General features: G+C 71.9%; 17 protein-coding genes. 4 read left to right on the top strand and 13 right to left on the bottom strand.

Going from position 1 to position 18,592, the window contains the following annotated elements; all coding sequences use genetic code 11:
- The first annotated feature begins 31 nt into the window (after nt 1-31).
- Nucleotides 32-463 (top strand): MarR family winged helix-turn-helix transcriptional regulator, encoded by a 432-nt coding sequence (locus EIM48_RS08495; protein ID WP_026010433.1) that lies wholly within the window; start codon nt 32-34, stop codon nt 461-463.
- Nucleotides 460-1,677, top strand: coding sequence for an MFS transporter (locus EIM48_RS08490; RefSeq protein WP_125111451.1), 1,218 nt, complete (start codon nt 460-462; stop codon nt 1,675-1,677). Before EIM48_RS08495 ends, EIM48_RS08490 begins: the two co-directional genes overlap by 4 nt.
- Nucleotides 1,678-1,707: 30 nt before the next feature.
- On the opposite strand, the gene EIM48_RS08485 is transcribed toward EIM48_RS08490, so the two are convergent.
- The 3 genes from EIM48_RS08485 to EIM48_RS08475 all read right to left on the bottom strand — a co-directional run bounded on the left by EIM48_RS08485 (nt 1,708) and on the right by EIM48_RS08475 (nt 5,080).
- On the bottom strand, nt 1,708-2,187 hold the full coding sequence (locus EIM48_RS08485) for a transcriptional repressor (RefSeq protein ID WP_019398190.1): 480 nt from the start codon (nt 2,185-2,187) through the stop codon (nt 1,708-1,710).
- 13 nt (nt 2,188-2,200) lie between these two features.
- Nucleotides 2,201-3,604 carry a glutamate--tRNA ligase gene (gene gltX, locus EIM48_RS08480; RefSeq protein WP_019398189.1) on the bottom strand — a complete coding sequence of 468 codons (1,404 nt, stop codon included), beginning with the start codon at nt 3,602-3,604 and terminating at the stop codon, nt 2,201-2,203.
- A gap of 162 nt (nt 3,605-3,766) precedes the next feature.
- Nucleotides 3,767-5,080 (bottom strand): diguanylate cyclase, encoded by a 1,314-nt coding sequence (locus tag EIM48_RS08475; RefSeq protein ID WP_083852405.1) that lies wholly within the window; start codon nt 5,078-5,080, stop codon nt 3,767-3,769.
- Between the two features lie 182 nt (nt 5,081-5,262).
- On the opposite strand from EIM48_RS08475, the gene lpxH reads away from it, so the two are divergent.
- The gene (lpxH, locus tag EIM48_RS08470) at nt 5,263-6,009 is read left to right on the top strand and encodes a UDP-2,3-diacylglucosamine diphosphatase (protein ID WP_125111450.1); all 747 of its coding nucleotides are present in this window, start codon (nt 5,263-5,265) and stop codon (nt 6,007-6,009) included.
- A 13-nt stretch (nt 6,010-6,022) separates the two neighbouring features.
- Here the strand turns inward: lpxH and EIM48_RS08465 are convergent, their stop codons facing one another.
- The 7 genes from EIM48_RS08465 to EIM48_RS08435 form a co-directional block, all read right to left on the bottom strand.
- Nucleotides 6,023-6,838, bottom strand: a complete 816-nt coding sequence (locus tag EIM48_RS08465; RefSeq protein WP_028915549.1) for a ferritin-like domain-containing protein — start codon at nt 6,836-6,838, stop codon at nt 6,023-6,025.
- Between the two features lie 10 nt (nt 6,839-6,848).
- Nucleotides 6,849-8,318: an amidophosphoribosyltransferase gene (gene purF, locus EIM48_RS08460; protein WP_019398185.1), complete on the bottom strand. Its 1,470-nt coding sequence runs from the start codon at nt 8,316-8,318 to the stop codon at nt 6,849-6,851.
- A 19-nt stretch (nt 8,319-8,337) separates the two neighbouring features.
- On the bottom strand, nt 8,338-8,979 hold the full coding sequence (locus EIM48_RS08455; RefSeq protein WP_125111449.1) for a CvpA family protein: 642 nt from the start codon (nt 8,977-8,979) through the stop codon (nt 8,338-8,340).
- Between the two features lie 34 nt (nt 8,980-9,013).
- Entirely contained in the window at nt 9,014-10,045 is a 1,032-nt protein-coding gene (locus tag EIM48_RS08450; protein ID WP_125111448.1) for an SPOR domain-containing protein, read from the bottom strand.
- Between the two features lie 62 nt (nt 10,046-10,107).
- Nucleotides 10,108-11,382 carry a bifunctional tetrahydrofolate synthase/dihydrofolate synthase gene (gene folC, locus EIM48_RS08445; RefSeq protein WP_125111447.1) on the bottom strand — a complete coding sequence of 425 codons (1,275 nt, stop codon included), beginning with the start codon at nt 11,380-11,382 and terminating at the stop codon, nt 10,108-10,110.
- A 165-nt stretch (nt 11,383-11,547) separates the two neighbouring features.
- The gene (locus EIM48_RS08440) at nt 11,548-12,192 is read right to left on the bottom strand and encodes a histidine phosphatase family protein (RefSeq protein ID WP_019398706.1); all 645 of its coding nucleotides are present in this window, start codon (nt 12,190-12,192) and stop codon (nt 11,548-11,550) included.
- 90 nt (nt 12,193-12,282) lie between these two features.
- Complete coding sequence (locus tag EIM48_RS08435) at nt 12,283-14,367, bottom strand: S46 family peptidase (protein ID WP_026010534.1); 2,085 nt, start codon at nt 14,365-14,367, stop codon at nt 12,283-12,285.
- 264 nt (nt 14,368-14,631) lie between these two features.
- Here EIM48_RS08435 and tdh point away from each other — a divergent pair, with 264 nt between their 5' ends.
- Nucleotides 14,632-15,666, top strand: coding sequence for an L-threonine 3-dehydrogenase (gene tdh, locus EIM48_RS08430; RefSeq protein ID WP_199728403.1), 1,035 nt, complete (start codon nt 14,632-14,634; stop codon nt 15,664-15,666).
- Nucleotides 15,667-15,733: 67 nt separating this feature from the next.
- On the opposite strand, the gene EIM48_RS08425 is transcribed toward tdh, so the two are convergent.
- From EIM48_RS08425 to cysW, 3 genes are all read right to left on the bottom strand, one after another.
- A complete protein-coding gene (locus tag EIM48_RS08425) occupies nt 15,734-16,423 on the bottom strand; it encodes a TorF family putative porin (protein WP_019398703.1) in 690 nt (229 codons plus the stop codon).
- A gap of 132 nt (nt 16,424-16,555) precedes the next feature.
- A complete protein-coding gene (locus EIM48_RS08420; protein ID WP_019398702.1) occupies nt 16,556-17,605 on the bottom strand; it encodes a sulfate/molybdate ABC transporter ATP-binding protein in 1,050 nt (349 codons plus the stop codon).
- Nucleotides 17,606-17,614: 9 nt separating this feature from the next.
- Nucleotides 17,615-18,529: a sulfate ABC transporter permease subunit CysW gene (cysW, locus tag EIM48_RS08415; protein ID WP_050992168.1), complete on the bottom strand. Its 915-nt coding sequence runs from the start codon at nt 18,527-18,529 to the stop codon at nt 17,615-17,617.
- Nucleotides 18,530-18,592 lie beyond the last annotated feature (63 nt).

Genomic DNA, 18,592 nt, shown 5'->3' with positions numbered 1-18,592 from the left:
AGTGGCGGCCCGCCCCACGCAGGCCGCCCGCATGCCCGCCCCGCACTCGCCTTGCACCTGCTTCCGGCTGCGCCGCGCCGCACGCCTGGTGTCGCAGATCTACGACCACGCCCTGGCCGGCGCCGGGCTCAACGTCAACCAGTATTCGCTGCTGCGCCACGCGCGCACGCCGCAAAGCCTGGGCACGCTGGCCGCGAGCCTGGGCATGGACCGCACCACCCTCAGCCGCAACCTGCAGCCACTGCTGCGCGACGGACTGGTTGCCGAAGTCCGCGATGAGGATCCGCGCCGGCGCGTGCTGGCACTGACCGCAGCCGGCCGCCAGCGCCTGGCCCGTGCACGCCCGCTGTGGCAGCGCGCGCAGCGGCGCATCGACGCCCTGCTCGGCAGCGGCCCGCTGGGCCAGCTGCACGCCGCGCTGGACGCACTGGACGACGCACTGGCCAAGGAAACAGAGGAATGAGCGCGGACACTGCCCGCACGCCCGGCACCACCACCCTGGTGGTGGCCGCCGCGGTGATCCTGATGCTGACCATGGGTGCGCGCCAGACCACCGGCCTGTTCGTGGCGCCGATCCACCTGGATACCGGCGTCGGCATCGCCACCATCAGCCTGGCGCTGGCGATCGGCCAGTTCGTGTGGGGCGCGGTGCAGCCGGTGTTCGGCGCGCTGGCCGACCGCCATGGCTCCGAACCGGTGCTGGTCGGCGGCGGCCTGCTGCTGGCCGCGGGCCTGGCGCTGGTCCCGTTCCTGCCTTCCGGTCCGGGGCTGATGCTGAGCCTGGGGGTGCTGACCGCCGCCGGCGCGGGCGCCGGCAGCTTCTCCATCCTGATCGGTGCCACCGCCGGGCGGCTGCCGCCGCAGCGGCGCTCGTCGGCGGCCGGTTTCATCAATGCCGGCGGCTCGCTGGGCCAGTTCGTGTTCGCGCCGGTGCTGCAGCTGGTGATCGGCGCGGCCGGCTGGACCGTGGCGATGCTGGGCATGGCCGCGACCTCGCTGCTGACCCTGCCGCTGGCGCGCTGCTTCCGCCGCCGCGAGGGCGAGGCGCCGCCGGCGCACGAGGGCTTCGAGGACCGCGGCCTGCGCCACCAGCTGGGCGTGGCCGCACGCGACCGCAGCTACTGGCTGCTGCACCTGGGCTTCTTCACCTGCGGCGTGCACGTGGCCTTCCTGGTCACCCACCTGCCCGGCGAGGTGGCGCTGTGCGGCCTGCCGGCCAGCGTCTCGGCGGTCTCCATCGCCCTGATCGGCCTGTTCAACATCGCCGGCAGCCTGGCCGCGGGCAAGCTGGGCGAGCGCTTCCGCATGAAGTGGATCCTGGCGGCGATGTACGCCAGCCGCGCGCTGCTGATCGCGCTGTTCCTGCTGGCCCCGCCCAGCGCCTGGACCTTCTACCTGTTCGCCGCCGGCCTCGGCTTCACCTGGCTGGCGACGGTGCCGCCGACCGCCGGCCTGGTCGGCAAGCTGTTCGGCCCGCGTTACCTGGGCACGCTGTTCGGCCTGACCCTGCTCTCGCACCAGGTCGGCGGCTTCTTCGGCGCCTGGCTGGGTGGCGTCGCATTGGAGGGCACCGGCAGCTACCAGTGGATGTGGTACGCGGACATGGCCCTGGCGCTGGTGGCCGCAGTGGCCAATGCACCGATCAGGGAGCGGAAGCTGGCACCCGCGGCGGCCTGACCGCCGCAAGCCACGTCCGGGCGCGCCGGCTCAGCCGGCACAGCGCGCGCACAGGCCGTGCACTTCCAGGGTCTGCGCCTGGGGCTGGAAGCCCAGCGCCTTGGCGCGCGCGTCGAGCTGGGCCACGACCTCGCGGTCCTCCAGCTCCACCGCGCTATGGCAGCGGTCGCAGATCAGGAACGGCACGGAGTGCTGCGCGCTGTTGGGATGGTGGCAGGCGACGAAGGCGTTGACCGAAGCCAGCTTGTGCACGAAGCCGTTGGCCATCAGGAAATCCAGCGCGCGGTACACGGTCGGCGGCGCGTCGGCGCCGGCGCCCTTGGTCTCGCGTACCTTCTCCAGCAGGTCGTAGGCCTTCACCGGCTTGCCGGCATCGGCGATCAGCCGCAGCACGTTGGCACGGATCGGGGTCAGGCGCAGGCCACGCTCGCTGCAGGCCCGCTCCACCGCCCGCACGAACGCTTCGGCGCTGTGGACATGGTGATGGGGGTCGGTGCAGGCATGCGGCATGGCGCCTCCGTGGTCAGCCCTTTGGAACCTTGGTGATGGCGGCGTCGATGCGCTTCAAGGCCTCGTCGCGGCCGGCCAGGTAGACCGTCCAGGAAATGTCCGGGCTGACCTGGGTGCCGGTGATGGCCACGCGCAGCGGCTGGGCGATCTTGCCCATGCCCAGTTCCAGCGCCGCGGCGGTGTCGTGCAGGGCCTGGCCGACCGCCTCCACCGTCCACTCCGGCAGCGCGGCCAGCAGCTCCCGGGCCTTGGCCAGGGCGGCGTCGGCGCCGGGCTTGAGGTGCTTGGCCACCGCGGCCTCGTCGTAGTGCTCCAGCGGGGTGTACCAGACCACGGCCTTCTCGGCCATTTCCTTCAGCGTCTGCGCGCGCTCGCGCAGGGCCACGACCACTTCCTCCGGCTTCGGGCCCTTGCCCAGGTCCAGGCCCAGCTTCTCCAGCTGGTAGACCAGGTGCGGCGCGACCGCGGCCGGATCGGTGGTCTTGAGGAAGTGCTGGTTGACCCAGCCCAGCTTGGCCATGTCCAGGCGCGCGGCCTTGGAGTTGCAGTTGCGCACGTCGAACAGCTCGACCAGCTCCTGGCGGCTGAAGATCTCCTGGTCGCCGTGCGACCAGCCCAGGCGCGCCAGGTAGCTCAGCAGCGCGTCGGGCAGGTAGCCCATGTCCTTGTACTGCATCACGTCGGCCGCGCCGGTGCGCTTGGACAGCTTGGCGCCGGCCTCGTCCAGGATCATCGGCATGTGGCCGAACTTCGGCACCGGGGCGCCGATGGCCTGGTACAGGTTGATCTGGCGCGGGGTGTTGTTGATGTGGTCGTCACCGCGGATCACGTCGGTGATGCCCATGTCCCAGTCGTCGACCACGACCGCGAAGTTGTAGGTCGGGTAGCCGTCCGGACGGAAGATCACCATGTCGTCCAGCTCGCTGTTGGCGATCTCGATCCGGCCCTTGATCAGGTCGTCGAACGCGACCACGCCCTCGGTCGGGTTCTTGAAGCGGATGACGCGGTTGGGGTCGTCGCGGTACGGCAGGTTCAGGTCGCGCGCGGCGCCGTTGTAGCGTGGCTTCTCGCCACGGGCCATGGCCGCCTCGCGCATGGCGTCCAGCTCTTCCTTGCTCTCGTAGGCGTAGTAGGCCTTGCCCTCGGCGATCAGCTGCTCGGCCACCTCGCGGTAGCGGTCGACGCGCTGGGTCTGGTAGACCGGGCCCTCGTCGTAGTCCAGGCCCAGCCAGTCCATGGCCTCGAGGATGGCGTCGATCGCCGCCTGGGTGCTGCGCTCGCGGTCGGTGTCCTCGATCCGCAGCACGAACTTGCCGCCGCGGTGGCGCGCCTCCAGCCAGCAGTAGAGCGCGGTGCGGGCACCGCCGATGTGCAGGTAGCCGGTGGGACTGGGGGCGAAGCGGGTGCGGCAGGTCATGGGGAGGAAGACGTGGACGGAATGGGACATTTTACCCCGCCTGCGCAGCGCCCATGGCCCGGGCCGGTGGCGCCCGGCCGGCCGCGGCGGTGCAGGACGGGCCACGGACCGTCCCCCTGGCCCTGCAGCGCCTGGTCCACCGCGCCCGCGCCGGCCTGCCGGCTAGGGACCGGGGGCGATGACCACGCGGTTGCGCCCGCCGCGCTTGGCCTCGTACAGGGCCGCGTCGGCGCGCTTGAACAGCGCGTCGAAGCCCTCGTCCGGCCCCTGCAGGGCCACGCCCACGCTGACCGTCACCGGGACCGGCACGCCCGGCTCGAAGGCATGGGCCTCGACCGCCGCGCGCAGGTTCTCCGCCAGCGCCGGCACCTGGTCGCTGCGCACGCCCGGCAGCAGGACCACGAACTCCTCGCCGCCCCAGCGCACCAGCCAGTCGCTGGAGCGCAGCTGGCGCCGCAGCAGCACGGCCAGCTCGCGCAGCACGCGGTCGCCGGCGTCGTGGCCGCAGCTGTCGTTGATGCGCTTGAAGTGGTCGATGTCCAGCACCAGCAGGGCCCGCGCGTGGCCGGGCACGACCGGGCCGGCCGGCAGCCGCGCCCAGCGCTGCTCGAAACCGTGGCGGTTCAGCGCCAGGGTCAGCGGGTCGGTGGTGGCGCGGGCGCGGTACTTCTCGGCCTCGTTCTGCAGCAGGCGGCGCTCGGTGCGGTAGGTGCGCAGCTGCAGCAGCGCGTAGAGCACGATGCCGGTGAGCCATACGCCCAGGATCCCCAGGTACCAGGTCTCGCGCGACAGGCCCGGGCGCACGAAGGTGATCTCCTGCACCTCCAGGTCGTGCACGCCCTCGGTCATGGGGTAGGAGAAATCCAGCCCCACCGTGACCACGTTGCTGAGTTCGGCGTGCGCCAGCTCGCGCGGCAGCTTGTAGTACAGCCGCCACCACTCGGCGACGGTGAACTCGTCCGTGCCCAGCGACAGGGGCGCGCGCAGGTCCTGGGTCGGCAGGAACACCGCGTTGTACTTGGTGCTGTTGGTGTCGCCGACGGTGGAGTAGCGCGGGTCGAAGTGCCGCGCGAACAGCCGCAGCTTGGGCACGTCGCCCTTGTAGACGACCTTGACCTCCACGTGGGTGTACTTCGACAGGTCCAGGCCGCGGTCGGGGCCGGAGCCGATGAAGTAGTTGACCGCGCAGTAGTACAGGGGCTCGTTGGTGCCCGGCGGGTAGTGGCAGCGCAGGCGGCGCTTGCCCTCGTCCAGCCACTCGCCGGCCTCGGCGCGGCCCGGCACCGGGGTGGAGGACAGCACGGTCGCGTCCTTCGGCACCCGGGTCACGTCGAAGCGCACCGGCGGGATGAGGTCGTAGCCGGCGATCGCGCCGAGGGTCAGGGCCACGCCCGCCAGCAGGGCCAGTGCGACGTGCTTGCGTTGCCCGGAGTGGGACGTCGGAGTCGGAGAAACGTCTACACCGGCCGCGGTCATGTGCCCTCTACCATCCCTGTGGACAGGCGGCGCGTGCACGACCGCCTGGAATTGCAGGGACGTTACCAAAGGCCATTCCCGCCTGCACTGTGTGACCCATGCCCCCCCCGCCACCGGCGCGGCCGCCTGCCGCCTGGCGCCGGGCACGGGCGGGAGGGCGCGGCCCAGCCTACAATCCGGCGATGGCCACCCTGTTCGTCTCCGACCTGCACCTGGATCCGGCCCGGCCGGAAATCACCGCCCTGTTCCTGCGCTTCCTGCGCGGCGAGGCTGCGGGCGCCGACGCGCTGTACATCCTCGGCGACCTGTTCGAGGCCTGGGTCGGCGACGACGACCCGTCCGAGGCCGGGACGGAAGTGGCCGCCGCGCTGCACGCCCTGGCCGACGCCGGGGTGCCGGTGTACTTCATGCACGGCAACCGCGACTTCCTGGTCGGCCAGGACTACGCCCGCCGCGCCGGCATGCGCATCCTGCCGGATCCGTCGGTGGTATCGCTGTACGGCCGCCCGGCGCTGCTGATGCACGGCGACCTGCTGTGCAGCGACGACACCGCCTACCAGGCCTTCCGCGCCCAGACCCGCGACCCGCGCTGGCAACAGCAGTTCCTCGCCCAGCCGCTGCAGGCGCGGCTGGCGTTCGCGGCGCAGGCCCGCCAGGCCAGCATGGCGCGGCAGCAGGAAATGCTGCAGGGCGACCGCGGCACCTTCGAGACCGTCACCGACGTCACCCCGGCCACGGTCGAGGCCACCCTCGCCCGCTTCGGCGTGGACCTGCTGGTCCACGGCCACACCCACCGCCCGGCGGTGCACGCGCTGCGAGTGGGCACGCGCGACTGCCGGCGCATCGTGCTCGGCGACTGGTACGAACAGGGCTCGGTGCTGCGGGTGGACGCCGGCGGCGCGCAGCTGCAGGCGCTGGCGCCGGGCTGAGCGGCAGGCCGGCTCAGCCGCCGGCCTGCTCCGCTTCCACGTAGCGCAGCGATTCCAGCTCGTCCTCGTCGAATCCGGCCAGCAGCCGCGCCTCGACGTTGAACGGGCCGTGCAGGTAGCCGCTGGCGTACTCGCGCAACAGTTCGCGGAAGCGGGCGCGCGGCTCGACCCCGGCGCGCTCGCAGTACCAGCGGTACCAGCGCGAGCCGGCGGCCACGTGCGCCACCTCCTCGCGCAGGATGACCTCCAGGATCGCCACCGTGTCCAGGTCGCCCATGTCGCGCAGGCGCGCGATCATGCCCGGGGTGACGTCCAGCCCCCGCGCCTCCAGCACGCGCGGCACCAGGGCCATGCGCGCCATGCCGTCGTGCGCGGTCTTCTCGCACATCTCCCACAGGCCGTTGTGGGCGTCGAAGTCGCCGTAGTCGCGGCCCATCCGGCGCAGGCGGTCGCGCAGCAAGGTGAAGTGGCGCGCCTCGTCGTCGGCCACCTGCACCCAGTCGCGGTAGAACCGCTCGGGCAGGCCGCGGAAGCGGTAGGCCGCGTCCCAGGCCAGGTCGATGGCATTGAGCTCGATGTGGGCGATCGCGTGCAGGAACGCCGCCCGCCCTTCCTCGCTGCCCAGCCCGCGGCGCGGCAGGTGGCGCGGATGCACCAGCTTCGGCCGCGGCGGCCGCCCCGGCATGCGGATCGGCTCCGGCGGCGGCGCTTCCCCGGGCAGGACGATGTCACCGCGGGCGAAGGCCGCGGCGTATTCGTGGGTCAGCGCGACCTTGCGGGCCGGATCGGCCTCGTCCAGGCAGGCGCGCGCGGCCTGGTACAGCTCCATCGCCGCCTCCTCAGCAGGCGCGGCGGCGGCGCTTGGCCTCGTCCGAGCGCAGCTGCTGCAGGCGTTCGAAGTAGCCCGGCTCGATCCCGGTCACGTACTGGCCGTTGAAGCAGGAGGAATCGAAGCGGGTGAGCTGCGGGTTGCCCTCGCGCACCGCGGCCTCCAGGTCCTCCAGGTCCTGGTAGATCAGCCAGTCGCAACCCAGCAGCTTCTCCACCTCCTCGACGCTGCGGCCGTGCGCGATCAGCTCGTCGGTGGAGGGCATGTCGATGCCGTAGATGTTGGGGTAGCGCACCGGCGGCGCGGCGCTGGCCAGGTACACCTTGCGCGCGCCGGCGTCGCGCGCCATCTGCACGATCTGCTGGCTGGTGGTGCCGCGCACGATCGAGTCGTCCACCAGCAGCACCACGCGGTTGCGGAACTCCAGGTGGATCGGATTGAGCTTGCGCCGCACCGACTTAACCCGCTCGCCCTGCCCCGGCATGATGAAGGTGCGGCCGACGTAGCGGTTCTTGATGAAGCCCTCGCGGTACTTCACGCCCAGCACGTTGGAGATCTCCAGCGCCGCGTCGCGCGAGGTGTCCGGGATCGGGATGATGGTGTCGATGTCGTGGTCCGGGCGCAGGCGCAGGATCTTCTCGCCCAGCTTGACGCCCATGCGCATGCGCGCCTTGTGCACCGAGACGTTGTCGATCATCGAGTCCGGGCGCGCGAAGTACACGTACTCGAAGATGCACGGCGCCTGCTCGACCGCTTCGGCGCAGACCTCGGCGAACACCTCGCCGCGCGGGGTGACGACCAGCGCCTCGCCCGGCTGCACGTCGCGCACGCGGGCGAAGCCGAGGATGTCCAGCACCGCCGACTCGGAGGCCACGATGTACTCGGCACCGGCCGCGCCCTCGCGCTTGCCCAGCACCAGCGGGCGGATGCCGTGCGGGTCGCGGAACGCGACCAGGCCCAGGCCCAGCACCACGCTGACCACCGCGTAGCCGCCCTTGACCCGGCGGTGCACCCCGGCGACCGCGCGGATCGCGGCCTGCGGGGTCAGCTCGCCCTGCACGTCCAGCTCGTGCGCGAACACGTTCAGCAGTACTTCGCTGTCGGAGTCGGTGTTGATGTTGCGGCGGTCCTGGGCGAACACCTGCTGGCGCAGGGCCTCGGTGTTGATCAGGTTGCCGTTGTGCGCCAGGGCGATGCCGTAGGGCGAGTTGACGTAGAACGGCTGCGCCTCGTCCATGCCCTCCGAGCCGGCGGTCGGATAGCGGCAATGGGCGATGCCCACCCGCCCCTCCAGCACGCTCATCGCCTTGGCGTTGAACACGTCGCGCACCAGGCCGTTGTCCTTGTGCAGGCGCAGGCGGGTACCGTCGGCGGTGGCGATGCCCGCCGCGTCCTGGCCGCGGTGCTGGAGCACGGTCAGGCCGTCATACAACTGGCCCGCGACGTTGTCGTTGCCGACGATTCCGACGATGCCGCACATGATGCAAATCTCCGACGGTCTACTGACCGGGGTTGGGACTGGAAGAGGAAGGAGGCTCCCCGCCGGGTGGCGGCGGCGCCGCGTCATCGGGAACGGGAAGGGCCCCGGCAAGGGATTCGACGATGGCGCCGGCGCGGTGAAGGGCGCCATTATCGCCGCCGGCCCGACCGTTGCCAAAGTCCAGTTCGCCGGCCGCCCACTCCGGCAGCCAGCGCGCCAGCCACTGCGCGCCCGGCAGCAGCAGCGGCAGCGCGCGCGACTGCGCCCAGGCCGGTTGCTGCGGCAAGGTGCTGAAAGCCATCAGCAGCACGATCACGCAGGCCACCAGCGCGCCGCGCAGCACGCCCACGGCCAGGCCCAGCACACGGTCCACGCCCGACAGGCCCACCGAGTGCAGCAGCTTGCGCATGATCCAGCCGACCAGGCTCACCGCCACCAGCACGCCGAAGAACGCCAGCGCGTAGCCAGCCAGCAGCCCGGAGGTGCCGGGCTGTCCATCCTCGCTGATCAGGAAGGCCAGCTGCCCGCCGTAGTGGAACGCGCACCAGCTGGCCGCGATCCAGGCCAGCAGCGAGGCGACCACGCCGACGAAGCCGCGCAACAGGCCCAGCAGGGCCGAAGCGGCAATCACCAGCAGCAGGACCAGGTCGATCGCGTTCATGGCTTCGCGGCCGGCGCGCCGGCGCCGGTCCTGCTCACGGGTGCGGCACCACCATGCCGCCGCCGTGGGCGGCCAGGCGCCCGCGCAGCTGCTCGGCCTCGGTGCGCGTGGCCACCGGCCCGACCCGCACCCGGTGCAGGGTGCCCTTGTCGGTGCGCACCGGCTGCACGATGGCGCTGAAGCCGGCCGCGCGCAGGCGGTCGCGCAGCGCATTGGCGTCGGCCTGGCTGGAGAACGCGCCCATCTGCACCGCGAAGCCCACGTTGCTGGCCGCCGGCGTGGGCGAAGGCGCCGGCACGCTGGTGGACGGGGTGGCCGCGGAGGTGCTGGCGGTGGCCGACTTGGCCGGGGTCGCGGTGGTCTTCGCCGGCGCCGGCGTGGTCGCGGCCGGGCGCGGGGCATCGCGCGCCGGCGCGGGCTGCGCCGCGGCGGGCTGCGGCGTCGTCGCCGTCGTTGCGGCCGACGCGGTAGTCGCAGCAGGAGCGGCAGCGGCCGCGGTATCCGGCGCGGTCGCCGCGGCGGCGGCCGGCGCGGCTTCCCCGGCGCCTGCGTCCAGCGCGATCACCTGGGCGTTGACGTCGTTGCGGATGCGCACCGCGCGCAGGCGCCCGGCTTCGGCCAGGGCGCGGTCGGCGAACGGTCCCACACGCACGCGCCAAGCCGGGCGGTCGCCCACCGTGGTGCGCTCGCTGAAGCCCTCCAGGCCGGCCTGGCGCAGGCGGTTGATCACCGCCTCGGCATCCTTCTCGCTGGCATAGGCACCGAAGGTCACCGCCCAACGTCCCGCCGCGGTGGCCGGGTCGGGCGCGGCCTCGGCCGCCTCGCCGTCGGTCGCGGCGGCTTCGGCCTCGGGGGCGGGCGCCGGGGCATCCACCTCGGCGGGCGCACCGAGCAGGGGCAGCTCGCGGGTCTCGTAGCCGCTGGCCGGCGCATCGGGGACGCGGGTGGAGACGTCGGCCACGCCACTGTCGGGGGCCGGGCCCTGCACCAGCATCGGCAGGAAGATGACCGCGAGCGCGACCAGCACGGCCGCGCCGATCAGGCGTTGTTTCAGCGTGGTATCCACGGGAGCTGGGGGCCTGGCGGGAAGTGGCGGCAATTATAGGGGGAGCCCGGCCGGGCCAACCGTCATTGCCCTGAACGCAGCATCGCCAGCGCGGCGGCGGCGGTGTGGAACGAGCCGGCCACCACCACCCGGTCGCCCGGCGCCGACTGCGCCAGGGCGCGCGCCAGCGCCGCCTCCACACTGGCAGCGCGGCTGCCGGTGGCGGCCGCGGTACCGGCCAGGCGCGCGGCCAACGCATCGACCGCTTCCCCGCGCGCGATGCCCTCCAGACCCGCCAGGTGCCAGCGGTCCACGCAGCCTTCCAGCGCCTGCACGATTGCCGCCGCGTCCTTGTCGGCCAGCACCGCCAGGACCATGGCGGTGGCGCCGGACGCCGGCCGCGCCTTCGCCCAGGCCGCCAGTTCGCGCGCGGCCTGCGGGTTGTGGGCCACGTCGACCACCACCTCCACGCCGTCGTGCTCGAAGCGCTCCAGCCGGCCCGGGATGCGCGCGGCGGCCACGCCGGCCGCGCACGCCGGTTCCGCCGGCGAGCGCGGCAGCGCGCGCAGGGCCGCGATCGCGGCGGCGGCATTGGCGCGCTGCACCGGGGCGGCCAGCTGCGGATCGGGCAGCAGCAGCTCGGTGCCGATCTCGCGCCACTGCCACTGGCCCTCGCCGGCCGGCTCGTGGAAGTAGTCGCTGCCGGCGCGGATCGCGTTGGCGCCAATGGCGTAGGCATGGCGCAGCACGCTGGAAGGCGGGTCGATCTCGCCCAGGACCAGCGGCTTCCAGGCCCGGGCGATGCCGGCCTTCTCCTGGCCGATGGCCTCGCGGTCGCTGCCCAGCCAGTCGACGTGGTCCACGTCGACGGTGGTGATCACCGCCACGTCCGGATCGACGATGTTCACCGCGTCCAGGCGGCCGCCCAGGCCGACCTCCAGCACCGCCAGGTCCAGCCCCGCCTGCTGGAACAGCCACAGCGCCGCCAGGGTGCCGTACTCGAAATAGGTCAGCGGGGTGTCGCCGCGGGCGGCCTCGACCGCGGCGAAGGCCGCGGCCAGCTCATCGTCCGCGGCCTCGGCGCCATCGATCCGCACCCGCTCGTTGTAGCGCAGCAGGTGCGGCGAGCTGTAGGCGCCGACCTTCCAGCCGTCGGCGCGGGCGATGGCCTCGATGAAGGCCACGGTCGAGCCCTTGCCGTTGGTGCCGGCCACGGTGACCACCTGCGCCGCCGGCCGCTGCAGCCCCAGGCGCGCGGCAACCTCGCGCACGCGCTCCAGGCCCAGCTCGATGCTGCGCGGATGCCGGGTCTCGATGTAGGCCAGCCATTCGGCCAGGGTGCGGGACGTGGAGCTCATGCGGGTCCAGGGTAGTGGCGCGCCGCGGGCGTGCCGCGGCCACGGCGCGGCGTGCGGCCGCATCGGCCGGCGCCGCGGGAACAGGATGGCAGCTCGCCCGGGCGGGCGCCTCGGCACCGGTCACGGCGCGGGCGCGCGGCCAGGCGTCCCGGCCGCCGCCGGGCTTTACAGCGCCCGGTGCTTGGCTTCGCCGAAGAACGGGGTGTGGTGCGAGCAGTCGTTCAGGCGCACCACTTCCAGGTGCTCCACGTCCGGGCCTTCGAGCAGGTTCAGCGTGGTCGGCGCCTGGCGGAAGGTCCACAGCTTGCTGATCGGCAGGCCCAGGATCCTGCACAGCAGTACGCGGTTGACCGCGTCGTGGGCGACCAGCAGCAGGATGTCGTCCGCGCCCAGGCCCTCGGTGGCGCGCACCAGGCCGCGCCAGGAACGGTCCAGCACCTGGCGCAGCGATTCGCCGCCGGGCATCAGCACCGTGTCCGGCTCCTCGCGCCAGGCCCGCAGGCGGGCCGGGTCCTTCTCGTTGATCTCGCTGGCCAGCAGGCCTTCCCACTCGCCGTGGGCGATCTCCTGCACGTCCGGATCCAGCTGCAGCATCCCGGCGCGGTCCTCGCCCAGCGCCAGCTCGGCGGTGCGCCGCGCGCGCGACAGCGGCGAGGCCACCGCGCGGGTGACCGGCACGTCGCGCAGGCGCTCGCCCAGCGCGCGGGCCTGGGCCTCGCCCACCGGCGAGAGCGGGATGTCGATCTGGCCCTGGTAGCGGCCTTCGGCGTTCCACGGCGTCTCGCCGTGGCGTGCAAGCAGGATGCGCATGGAGTCCCCTCTGGGAAAAAACCCCCGCCGCGCCTGCGCGCGACGGGGGCCGCATGATACCCGACCGCCGGGCCCGTGGCCCGGACGGTTTCAGCGGGTAATACCCATTTCCTGCAGCAGCTGCGGGGCCGGGTAGACCTCCTGCATGATCCAGCGCATGTAGCGGGCGTCGACCGCGATCATGCGGGTCATCTTCGGGTCGAACACCCAGTTGGAGCTGACCGACTCCCAGTTGCCGTCGAAGGCCAGGCCGACCAGCTTGCCCTGGGCGTCCAGCACCGGCGAACCGGAGTTGCCGCCGGTGATGTCCAGGTCGGACAGGAAGTTCACCGGCACCGAGCCGATGCGCGGATCCTCCAGCCCGCCGTAGCGCTTGGCCTTGACCGCGTCCAGCAGCGCCTTCGGGGAGTCGAACGGCTCCTCGCCGGTGTCCTTGGCGACGATGCCCTCCAGCGTGGTGAACGGGGTGTACGCCATGCCGTCCTTCGGCTCGTAGCCGGTGACGTTGCCGAAGGTGATGCGCAGCGACAGGTTGGCGTCCGGATAGACCGCCTTGCCCTGGCTCTTCTTGTAGTCGGCCACCGCCTGCAGGAACACCGGGCGCGCGGCCAGGTTCTCGCCGGCGCGGACCTTGCGCTCCTGCTCAAGCTTCAGCAGGGTCGGCAGCACCGCCACCGCGTACTGGATCGCCGGGTCGTCGCTGGCCTCGAACGCGGCGCGGTCGGCCGACAGCCACTTCAGGCGCTCCTCGGTGCTGCCCAGCTTCGTCGCGGCCAGGCGGTCCAGGGCGCGCTCCACGGCCACGGCGTCGTTGCCGCCCAGCCACTGGTCCACCGCCGGCACGCGCTGGGCCGCGGGCAGCTTGATGTACTCGTTGAGCCAGTAGGCCTGCAGCTGGCGGTCCATGGCCGGCACGTAGCGGCGCTCAAGCTGCTTCATCGCGCCCTCGATGGTCGGCAGGTCGCGCTGCTGGAAGCCCGGCTCGCGCTCGGCGTCCGGCTTGGCCTTCTCCAGCGACAGGCGGTACAGCTGGGTGGCCGCGCCGACCACGCCGGTGTTGTTGAACATGGCCAGGGTGTAGTCGCGGCTGCGGGTCGCCTTGGACTGCTCCAGCAGCTGCACCAGCTTCGCGTGCGCCTGCAGCGCCTCGCGGCCCTTCCTGCCCTGGCCCTTGAGCCAGGCCAGCACCGCCGCTTCCTCGGCGTGCTTCTGCGCGGCCGCGTCGATGCGCTTGAAGCCCTCCAGCTGGCCCTCGTAGTTCTTGGCGTAGTTGTTCCAGCCGGCCATGTTGCTGGCGTACTTGACCTGGATGTCCGGATCCTTGCGCCCGGCCTCCTCGATCATGCCGATCAGGTTGCGGTAGTGGCGGATGGTCTCCGGGTACACCGTCTGCGCGGTGTGGTCGAACTCGGCGGCCAGCGCGTAGCGGTTGGTCGAGCCCGGGTAGCCGGCGACCATCACGAAGTCGCCGGCGCCCAGCGGCTTGTCGGCGATCTTCAGCCAGTGCTTTGGCTGGTACGGCACGTTGTCCGGGGAGAACGGCGCCGGCTTGCCGTCCTTGCCGACGTAGGCGCGGTAGAACGCGAAGTCGCCGGTGTGGCGCGGCCACATCCAGTTGTCGATGTCGCCACCATACTTGCCCACGCTGCCCGGGGGCGCGTAGGCCAGGCGCACGTCCCGGATCTCCAGGTTCTTGAACAGGCGGTAGGTGTTGCCGCCGAAGAAGCTGTAAAGGCGGCAGCGGTAGCCCGGCTCGGACTCGCACTCGGCGACCAGCTTCTTCTCGAACGCCTCCAGGGCGCGGGTGCGGGCCAGCGCGTTGGGCGCGGCGGCGATCGCGGCCTTCGCCTCGGCGGTGACGTCGGTGATCTCGTCCAGCACGAACACGCGCGCGTTGGGACCGGCGCTGAGTTCCTCGGCCGGGGTGGCGGCGTTGAAGCCTTCCTTGATCAGGTTCTTCTCGGCGGTGGAGTTGAGCTGGATGGCGCCGTAGGCGCAGTGGTGGTTGGTCACCACCAGGCCCTGCGGCGAGACGAAGCTGGCGGTGCAGCCGCCCAGCGCGACCACCGCGCCCATCGGGTCGCCGGTCAGGTCCGCCAGCTGCTCCGGCGACAGCTCCAGCCCGGCCTGCTTCAGCGGACCGGCGATCTCCGGCAGCTGCTGCGGGACCCACATGCCTTCCACGGCATGGGCAAGCGGCGCGCCCAGCAAGGCGGCAAATACGGACAGGGAAAGGGTGCGCAGGCGCATGGGCATTTGGTTCCAACCGAAAGGAACCGGGATTCTAGCCCCCGCCCGCCCCGGGAGAGCCCATGACTTTTGGCAGGTTCCCCGGACAACCCGGGGATGGCCACCCCCGGCACGGGCGCCGCCGACGCCATGGTTTCTTTGGCAACCTATAATGCGCGCCTTCCCCTCCCTGCCACCGAGGTCCCGCCGATGTCCCGAACCATGAAGGCGCTGGTCAAGCGCGAAGCCGCCAGGGGCATCTGGATGGAGCAGGTCCCGGTGCCGCAGCCCGGCCCCAACGAGGTGCTGATCAAGGTCGAGAAGACCGCCATCTGCGGTACCGACCTGCACATCTACCTGTGGGACGAGTGGAGCCAGCGCACGATCCGGCCTGGCCTGGTGATCGGCCACGAGTTCGTCGGCCGCATCGCCGAGCTGGGCCCGGGCGTGTCCGGCTACAAGGTCGGCCAGCGGGCGTCGGCCGAGGGCCACATCGTCTGCGGCCACTGCCGCAACTGCCGCGGCGGCCGCCCGCACCTGTGCCCGCACACCGTGGGCATCGGCGTGAACCGCGACGGCGCCTTCGCCGAGTACATCGTGATGCCGGCGTCCAACCTGTGGCCGGTGCCGGATCCGGTGCCGTCGGAGCTGGCGGCGTTCTTCGACCCCTACGGCAACGCCGCGCACTGCGCGCTGGAGTTCGACGTGGTCGGCGAGGACGTGCTGATCACCGGCGCCGGCCCGATCGGCATCATCGCCGCCGGCATCTGCAAGCACATCGGCGCGCGCAACGTGGTGGTCACCGATGTCAACGACTACCGCCTGAAGCTGGCCGCCGACATGGGCGCCACCCGCGTGGTCAACGTCGCCAACCAGTCGCTGCGCGACGTGATGTCGGACCTGCACATGGAAGGCTTCGACGTGGGCCTGGAGATGAGCGGCAACCCGCGCGCGTTCAACGACATGCTCGAATGCATGTACCCGGGCGGCAGGATCGCCATGCTCGGGATCATGCCCAAGGGCGCCGGCTGCGACTGGGACCGGATCATCTTCAAGGGCCTGACCGTGCAGGGCATCTACGGCCGCAAGATGTACGAGACCTGGTACAAGATGACCCAGCTGGTGCTGTCCGGCTTCCCGCTGGGCAAGGTGCTGACCCACCAGCTGCCGATCGACGAGTTCCAGCAGGGCTTCGACCTGATGGAGCAGGGCCGCGCCGGCAAGGTCGTGCTCAGCTGGACCTGAGCACGCGGCCGGCCCTGGAACGGAAAAAGGCGCCGCATGGCGCCTTTTTCCTTTGCCGCGGGGGCCGTTACTGGCCGATGCTGAGGGTCAGCACCACGCGGTCGTCGGCCAGGTCGCCGAAGATGTCGCGGCCGCTGCCGTCGGTGCCGACGTAGGCCAGCGAGGCGCTGAACAGGCCCCAGCTGCGGCTCAGGCCGACGCTCCAGTCGGTGTAGTCGTCGCTGTAGTCGTCGTCGAACATGCTGCGGCCGACGCCCAGGTCGAGGCTGAAGTCGTTCGGCAGGCCGATGCTGGCGCCGCCGGCCACGTACCAGGCCTTGGTGTCGCTGCCGCCGAAGTCGTTGCTGTAGGCGACGGTCAGCGAGTAGTTCTCGGCGAAGGTGGTGGTGGTGATCAGCTCGTTGAAGTTGAGGTCGCTGGCACCCGGGTAGGTGTAGCGGTTGATCATCACGTCGAAGTTGACCGCGTCGCTCAGGTCGACGTTGTAGCCGATGAAGCCGTCGACCTCGGTGTTCGGGTCGCCCGGGCCGAAGTCCACGCCCGAACCCCAGACGCCGGCGTAGAAACCGGAAGCCGAGGTGTAGGTGAAGCCGGCCTGCAGGGTGGGATCCTCGTCGGACTGCGAGACGCCACGCCAGACGTAATCGGAAACGGCGGTCACTTCCCAGGAGAACGGCGACTCCTCCTGCGCGGACGCGACGAACGGGACGGCGGACAGCAGGACGGCGAGCGAAGCAGCGAGCTTGAAGGACTTCATCCTTGGATCTCCTCTGGTGGGGTGGAGCACGCGGGCGGACGGGAGCCGTCACGGTTCACAAATACTTAACTCAGCGGATATTGCGACGCAACAATTGCAGCGTCAACCAGTTCCCGGTGCCCCGCCCGCTGCTCAGGCCCCGGCGAACGCCCCGTAGCGCACCGGCACCAGCCCGACCCGGCTCCCCGGCGGATGCGCCTGCTGCGCGTCCACCGGCAGCTCCACCTCCACTTCCTGACCCTGCCCGCCCTGCAGGCGTGCCCGCACCCGCAGGCGCGGGCCGCTACGCTGGGCATCGACCACCACCGCCTCCCAGCCGCCCTCGCCCAGGCGCAGGTCCTCCGGGCGCACGTACACGTCCAGTTCCGCCGAGTCCCCGCCCGGCAGCGGCCCGCACGGCGGCGGCAGCACCAGGCCGCCAACCTCGATGCGGTCGCCCTGGCGTCGCCCGCGCAGGCGGTTCACCGCGCCGACGAAGGAATACACGAACGGGCTGGCCGGGCGGTCGTAGGCCTCGGCCGGGGTGGCCAGCTGCTCGATCCGGCCGCGGTTGAGGATCGCCACCCGGTCGGCCAGCTCCAGCGCCTCCTCCTGGTCATGGGTCACGAACACCGTGGTCAGGCCGGTCTGCACGTGCAGCTGCCGCAGCCAGCCGCGCAGGTCGCGCCGCACCTGGGCGTCGAGCGCGCCGAACGGCTCGTCCAGCAGCAGCACCCGCGGTTCGATCGCCAGCGCACGCGCCAGGGCCACGCGCTGGCGCTGGCCGCCGGACAGCTGCGCCGGGTAGCGCCCGCCCAGGTCCTGCAGCTGCACCAGCGACAGCAGCTGCTCCACCCGCGCGGCGATCCGGGCCGCCGGCCAGCGCTCGCGGCCGCGGCGCACCTTCAGCCCGAAGGCGATGTTCTCGGCCACGGTCATGTGCCGGAACAGCGCATAGTGCTGGAACACGAAGCCGACCCGCCGCTCCTGCACCGTCAGCCGCGAAGCGTCCTCGCCGCCGAACAGGATGCGCCCGCCGTCGGCATGCTCCAGCCCGGCGATCACCCGCAGCAGGGTGGTCTTGCCCGAGCCGGACGGGCCCAGCAACGCCAGCAGCTCGCCGTCGCGGATCTCCAGGTTGATGTCGTCCAGCGCGGCGAACGCGCCGAAGCACTTGTGCAGGTTCTGGATCTCGATCTTCATCGTGCGTCCTCAGTGCCGGTGCGTGGCGGCCAGCGATTCGCCGTGGCGCCACTCCAGCCAGGTCTTGAGCACCAGGGTCACCAGCGCACTGAGCGCCAGCAGCGTGGCCACCGCGAAGGCGGCGCTGTAGGCGTATTCGTTGTAGAGGATCTCCACGTGCAGCGGCAGGGTGTTGGTGCGCCCGCGGATGTGGCCGGACACCACCGAGACCGCGCCGAACTCGCCCATGGCGCGGGCGCCGCACAGCAGCACGCCGTACAGCAGGCCCCAGCGGATGTTGGGCAGGGTCACCCGCCAGAACGCCTGCCAGCCGCTGGCGCCCAGGCTCAGCGCGGCCAGCTCCTCGTCGCTGCCCTGCTGCTCCATCAGCGGCATCAGCTCGCGGGCGATGAACGGAAAGGTCACGAACACCGTGGCCAGCACGATGCCCGGCAGCGCGAACACGATCTTCGGCAGCTGCAGGTGCACCTGGCCCAGCAGCGGCAGCGACAGCTGCACGCCCTCGTCGATCAGCGGCCAGGCCCAGCCATGGGCGCCGAAGATCAGGATGAACACCAGGCCGGCCACCACCGGCGAGACCGCGAACGGCAGGTCGATCAGGCTCACCAGGATGCGCTTGCCGCGGAACTCGTGCTTGGCCACCAGCCAGGCCGCGGCCACGCCGAACACCAGGTTCAGCGGCACGGTGATGGCGGTGACCAGCAGGGTCAGCCTTATCGCCGCCAGCGCGTCCGGCTCGCGGATCGCGGCCAGGAACGCGCCGATCCCGCCGCGTAGCGCCTCGGCGAACACCAGCAGCAGCGGCAGCAGCAGGAACGCCAGCAGGAAGCCGATCGCGGCGGCGATCAGCAGCCACTGCACCCAGCGCGGCTCGCTGGTCGGCGAGGCCGGGCGGGCACCGACGGTGGGCGCGCTCGGGGCCATGGTCAGTTGCGGCGGATCCAGGGCGATGACGCCCTGCACGTTACCACCCGTCTGTGGCGCCAT

Origin of the sequence: Pseudoxanthomonas sp. SGNA-20 (assembly GCF_003931635.1) — a bacterium.
Classification (GTDB): domain Bacteria; phylum Pseudomonadota; class Gammaproteobacteria; order Xanthomonadales; family Xanthomonadaceae; genus Pseudoxanthomonas.
Note: the sequence above shows the minus strand (reverse complement) of the source record. Positions and strands in the feature narration are given on the sequence as shown.

Bases quoted from the DNA above. Each gene is read 5' to 3' on its own strand.
- folC (WP_125111447.1), bottom strand. From the start codon at position 11,382: ATGAGCTCCACGTCCCGCACCCTGGCCGAATGGCTGGCCTACATCGAG.
- EIM48_RS08485 (WP_019398190.1), bottom strand. From the start codon at position 2,187: ATGCCGCATGCCTGCACCGACCCCCATCACCATGTCCACAGCGCCGAA.
- tdh (WP_199728403.1), top strand. From the start codon at position 14,632: ATGTCCCGAACCATGAAGGCGCTGGTCAAGCGCGAAGCCGCCAGGGGC.
- EIM48_RS08490 (WP_125111451.1), top strand. From the start codon at position 460: ATGAGCGCGGACACTGCCCGCACGCCCGGCACCACCACCCTGGTGGTG.
- purF (WP_019398185.1), bottom strand. From the start codon at position 8,318: ATGTGCGGCATCGTCGGAATCGTCGGCAACGACAACGTCGCGGGCCAG.
- EIM48_RS08425 (WP_019398703.1), bottom strand. From the start codon at position 16,423: ATGAAGTCCTTCAAGCTCGCTGCTTCGCTCGCCGTCCTGCTGTCCGCC.
- lpxH (WP_125111450.1), top strand. From the start codon at position 5,263: ATGGCCACCCTGTTCGTCTCCGACCTGCACCTGGATCCGGCCCGGCCG.
- cysW (WP_050992168.1), bottom strand. From the start codon at position 18,529: ATGGCCCCGAGCGCGCCCACCGTCGGTGCCCGCCCGGCCTCGCCGACC.
- gltX (WP_019398189.1), bottom strand. From the start codon at position 3,604: ATGACCTGCCGCACCCGCTTCGCCCCCAGTCCCACCGGCTACCTGCAC.
- EIM48_RS08440 (WP_019398706.1), bottom strand. From the start codon at position 12,192: ATGCGCATCCTGCTTGCACGCCACGGCGAGACGCCGTGGAACGCCGAA.
- EIM48_RS08435 (WP_026010534.1), bottom strand. From the start codon at position 14,367: ATGTGGGTCCCGCAGCAGCTGCCGGAGATCGCCGGTCCGCTGAAGCAG.
- EIM48_RS08475 (WP_083852405.1), bottom strand. From the start codon at position 5,080: ATGACCGCGGCCGGTGTAGACGTTTCTCCGACTCCGACGTCCCACTCC.
- EIM48_RS08420 (WP_019398702.1), bottom strand. From the start codon at position 17,605: ATGAAGATCGAGATCCAGAACCTGCACAAGTGCTTCGGCGCGTTCGCC.
- EIM48_RS08465 (WP_028915549.1), bottom strand. From the start codon at position 6,838: ATGGAGCTGTACCAGGCCGCGCGCGCCTGCCTGGACGAGGCCGATCCG.
- EIM48_RS08495 (WP_026010433.1), top strand. From the start codon at position 32: ATGCCCGCCCCGCACTCGCCTTGCACCTGCTTCCGGCTGCGCCGCGCC.
- EIM48_RS08455 (WP_125111449.1), bottom strand. From the start codon at position 8,979: ATGAACGCGATCGACCTGGTCCTGCTGCTGGTGATTGCCGCTTCGGCC.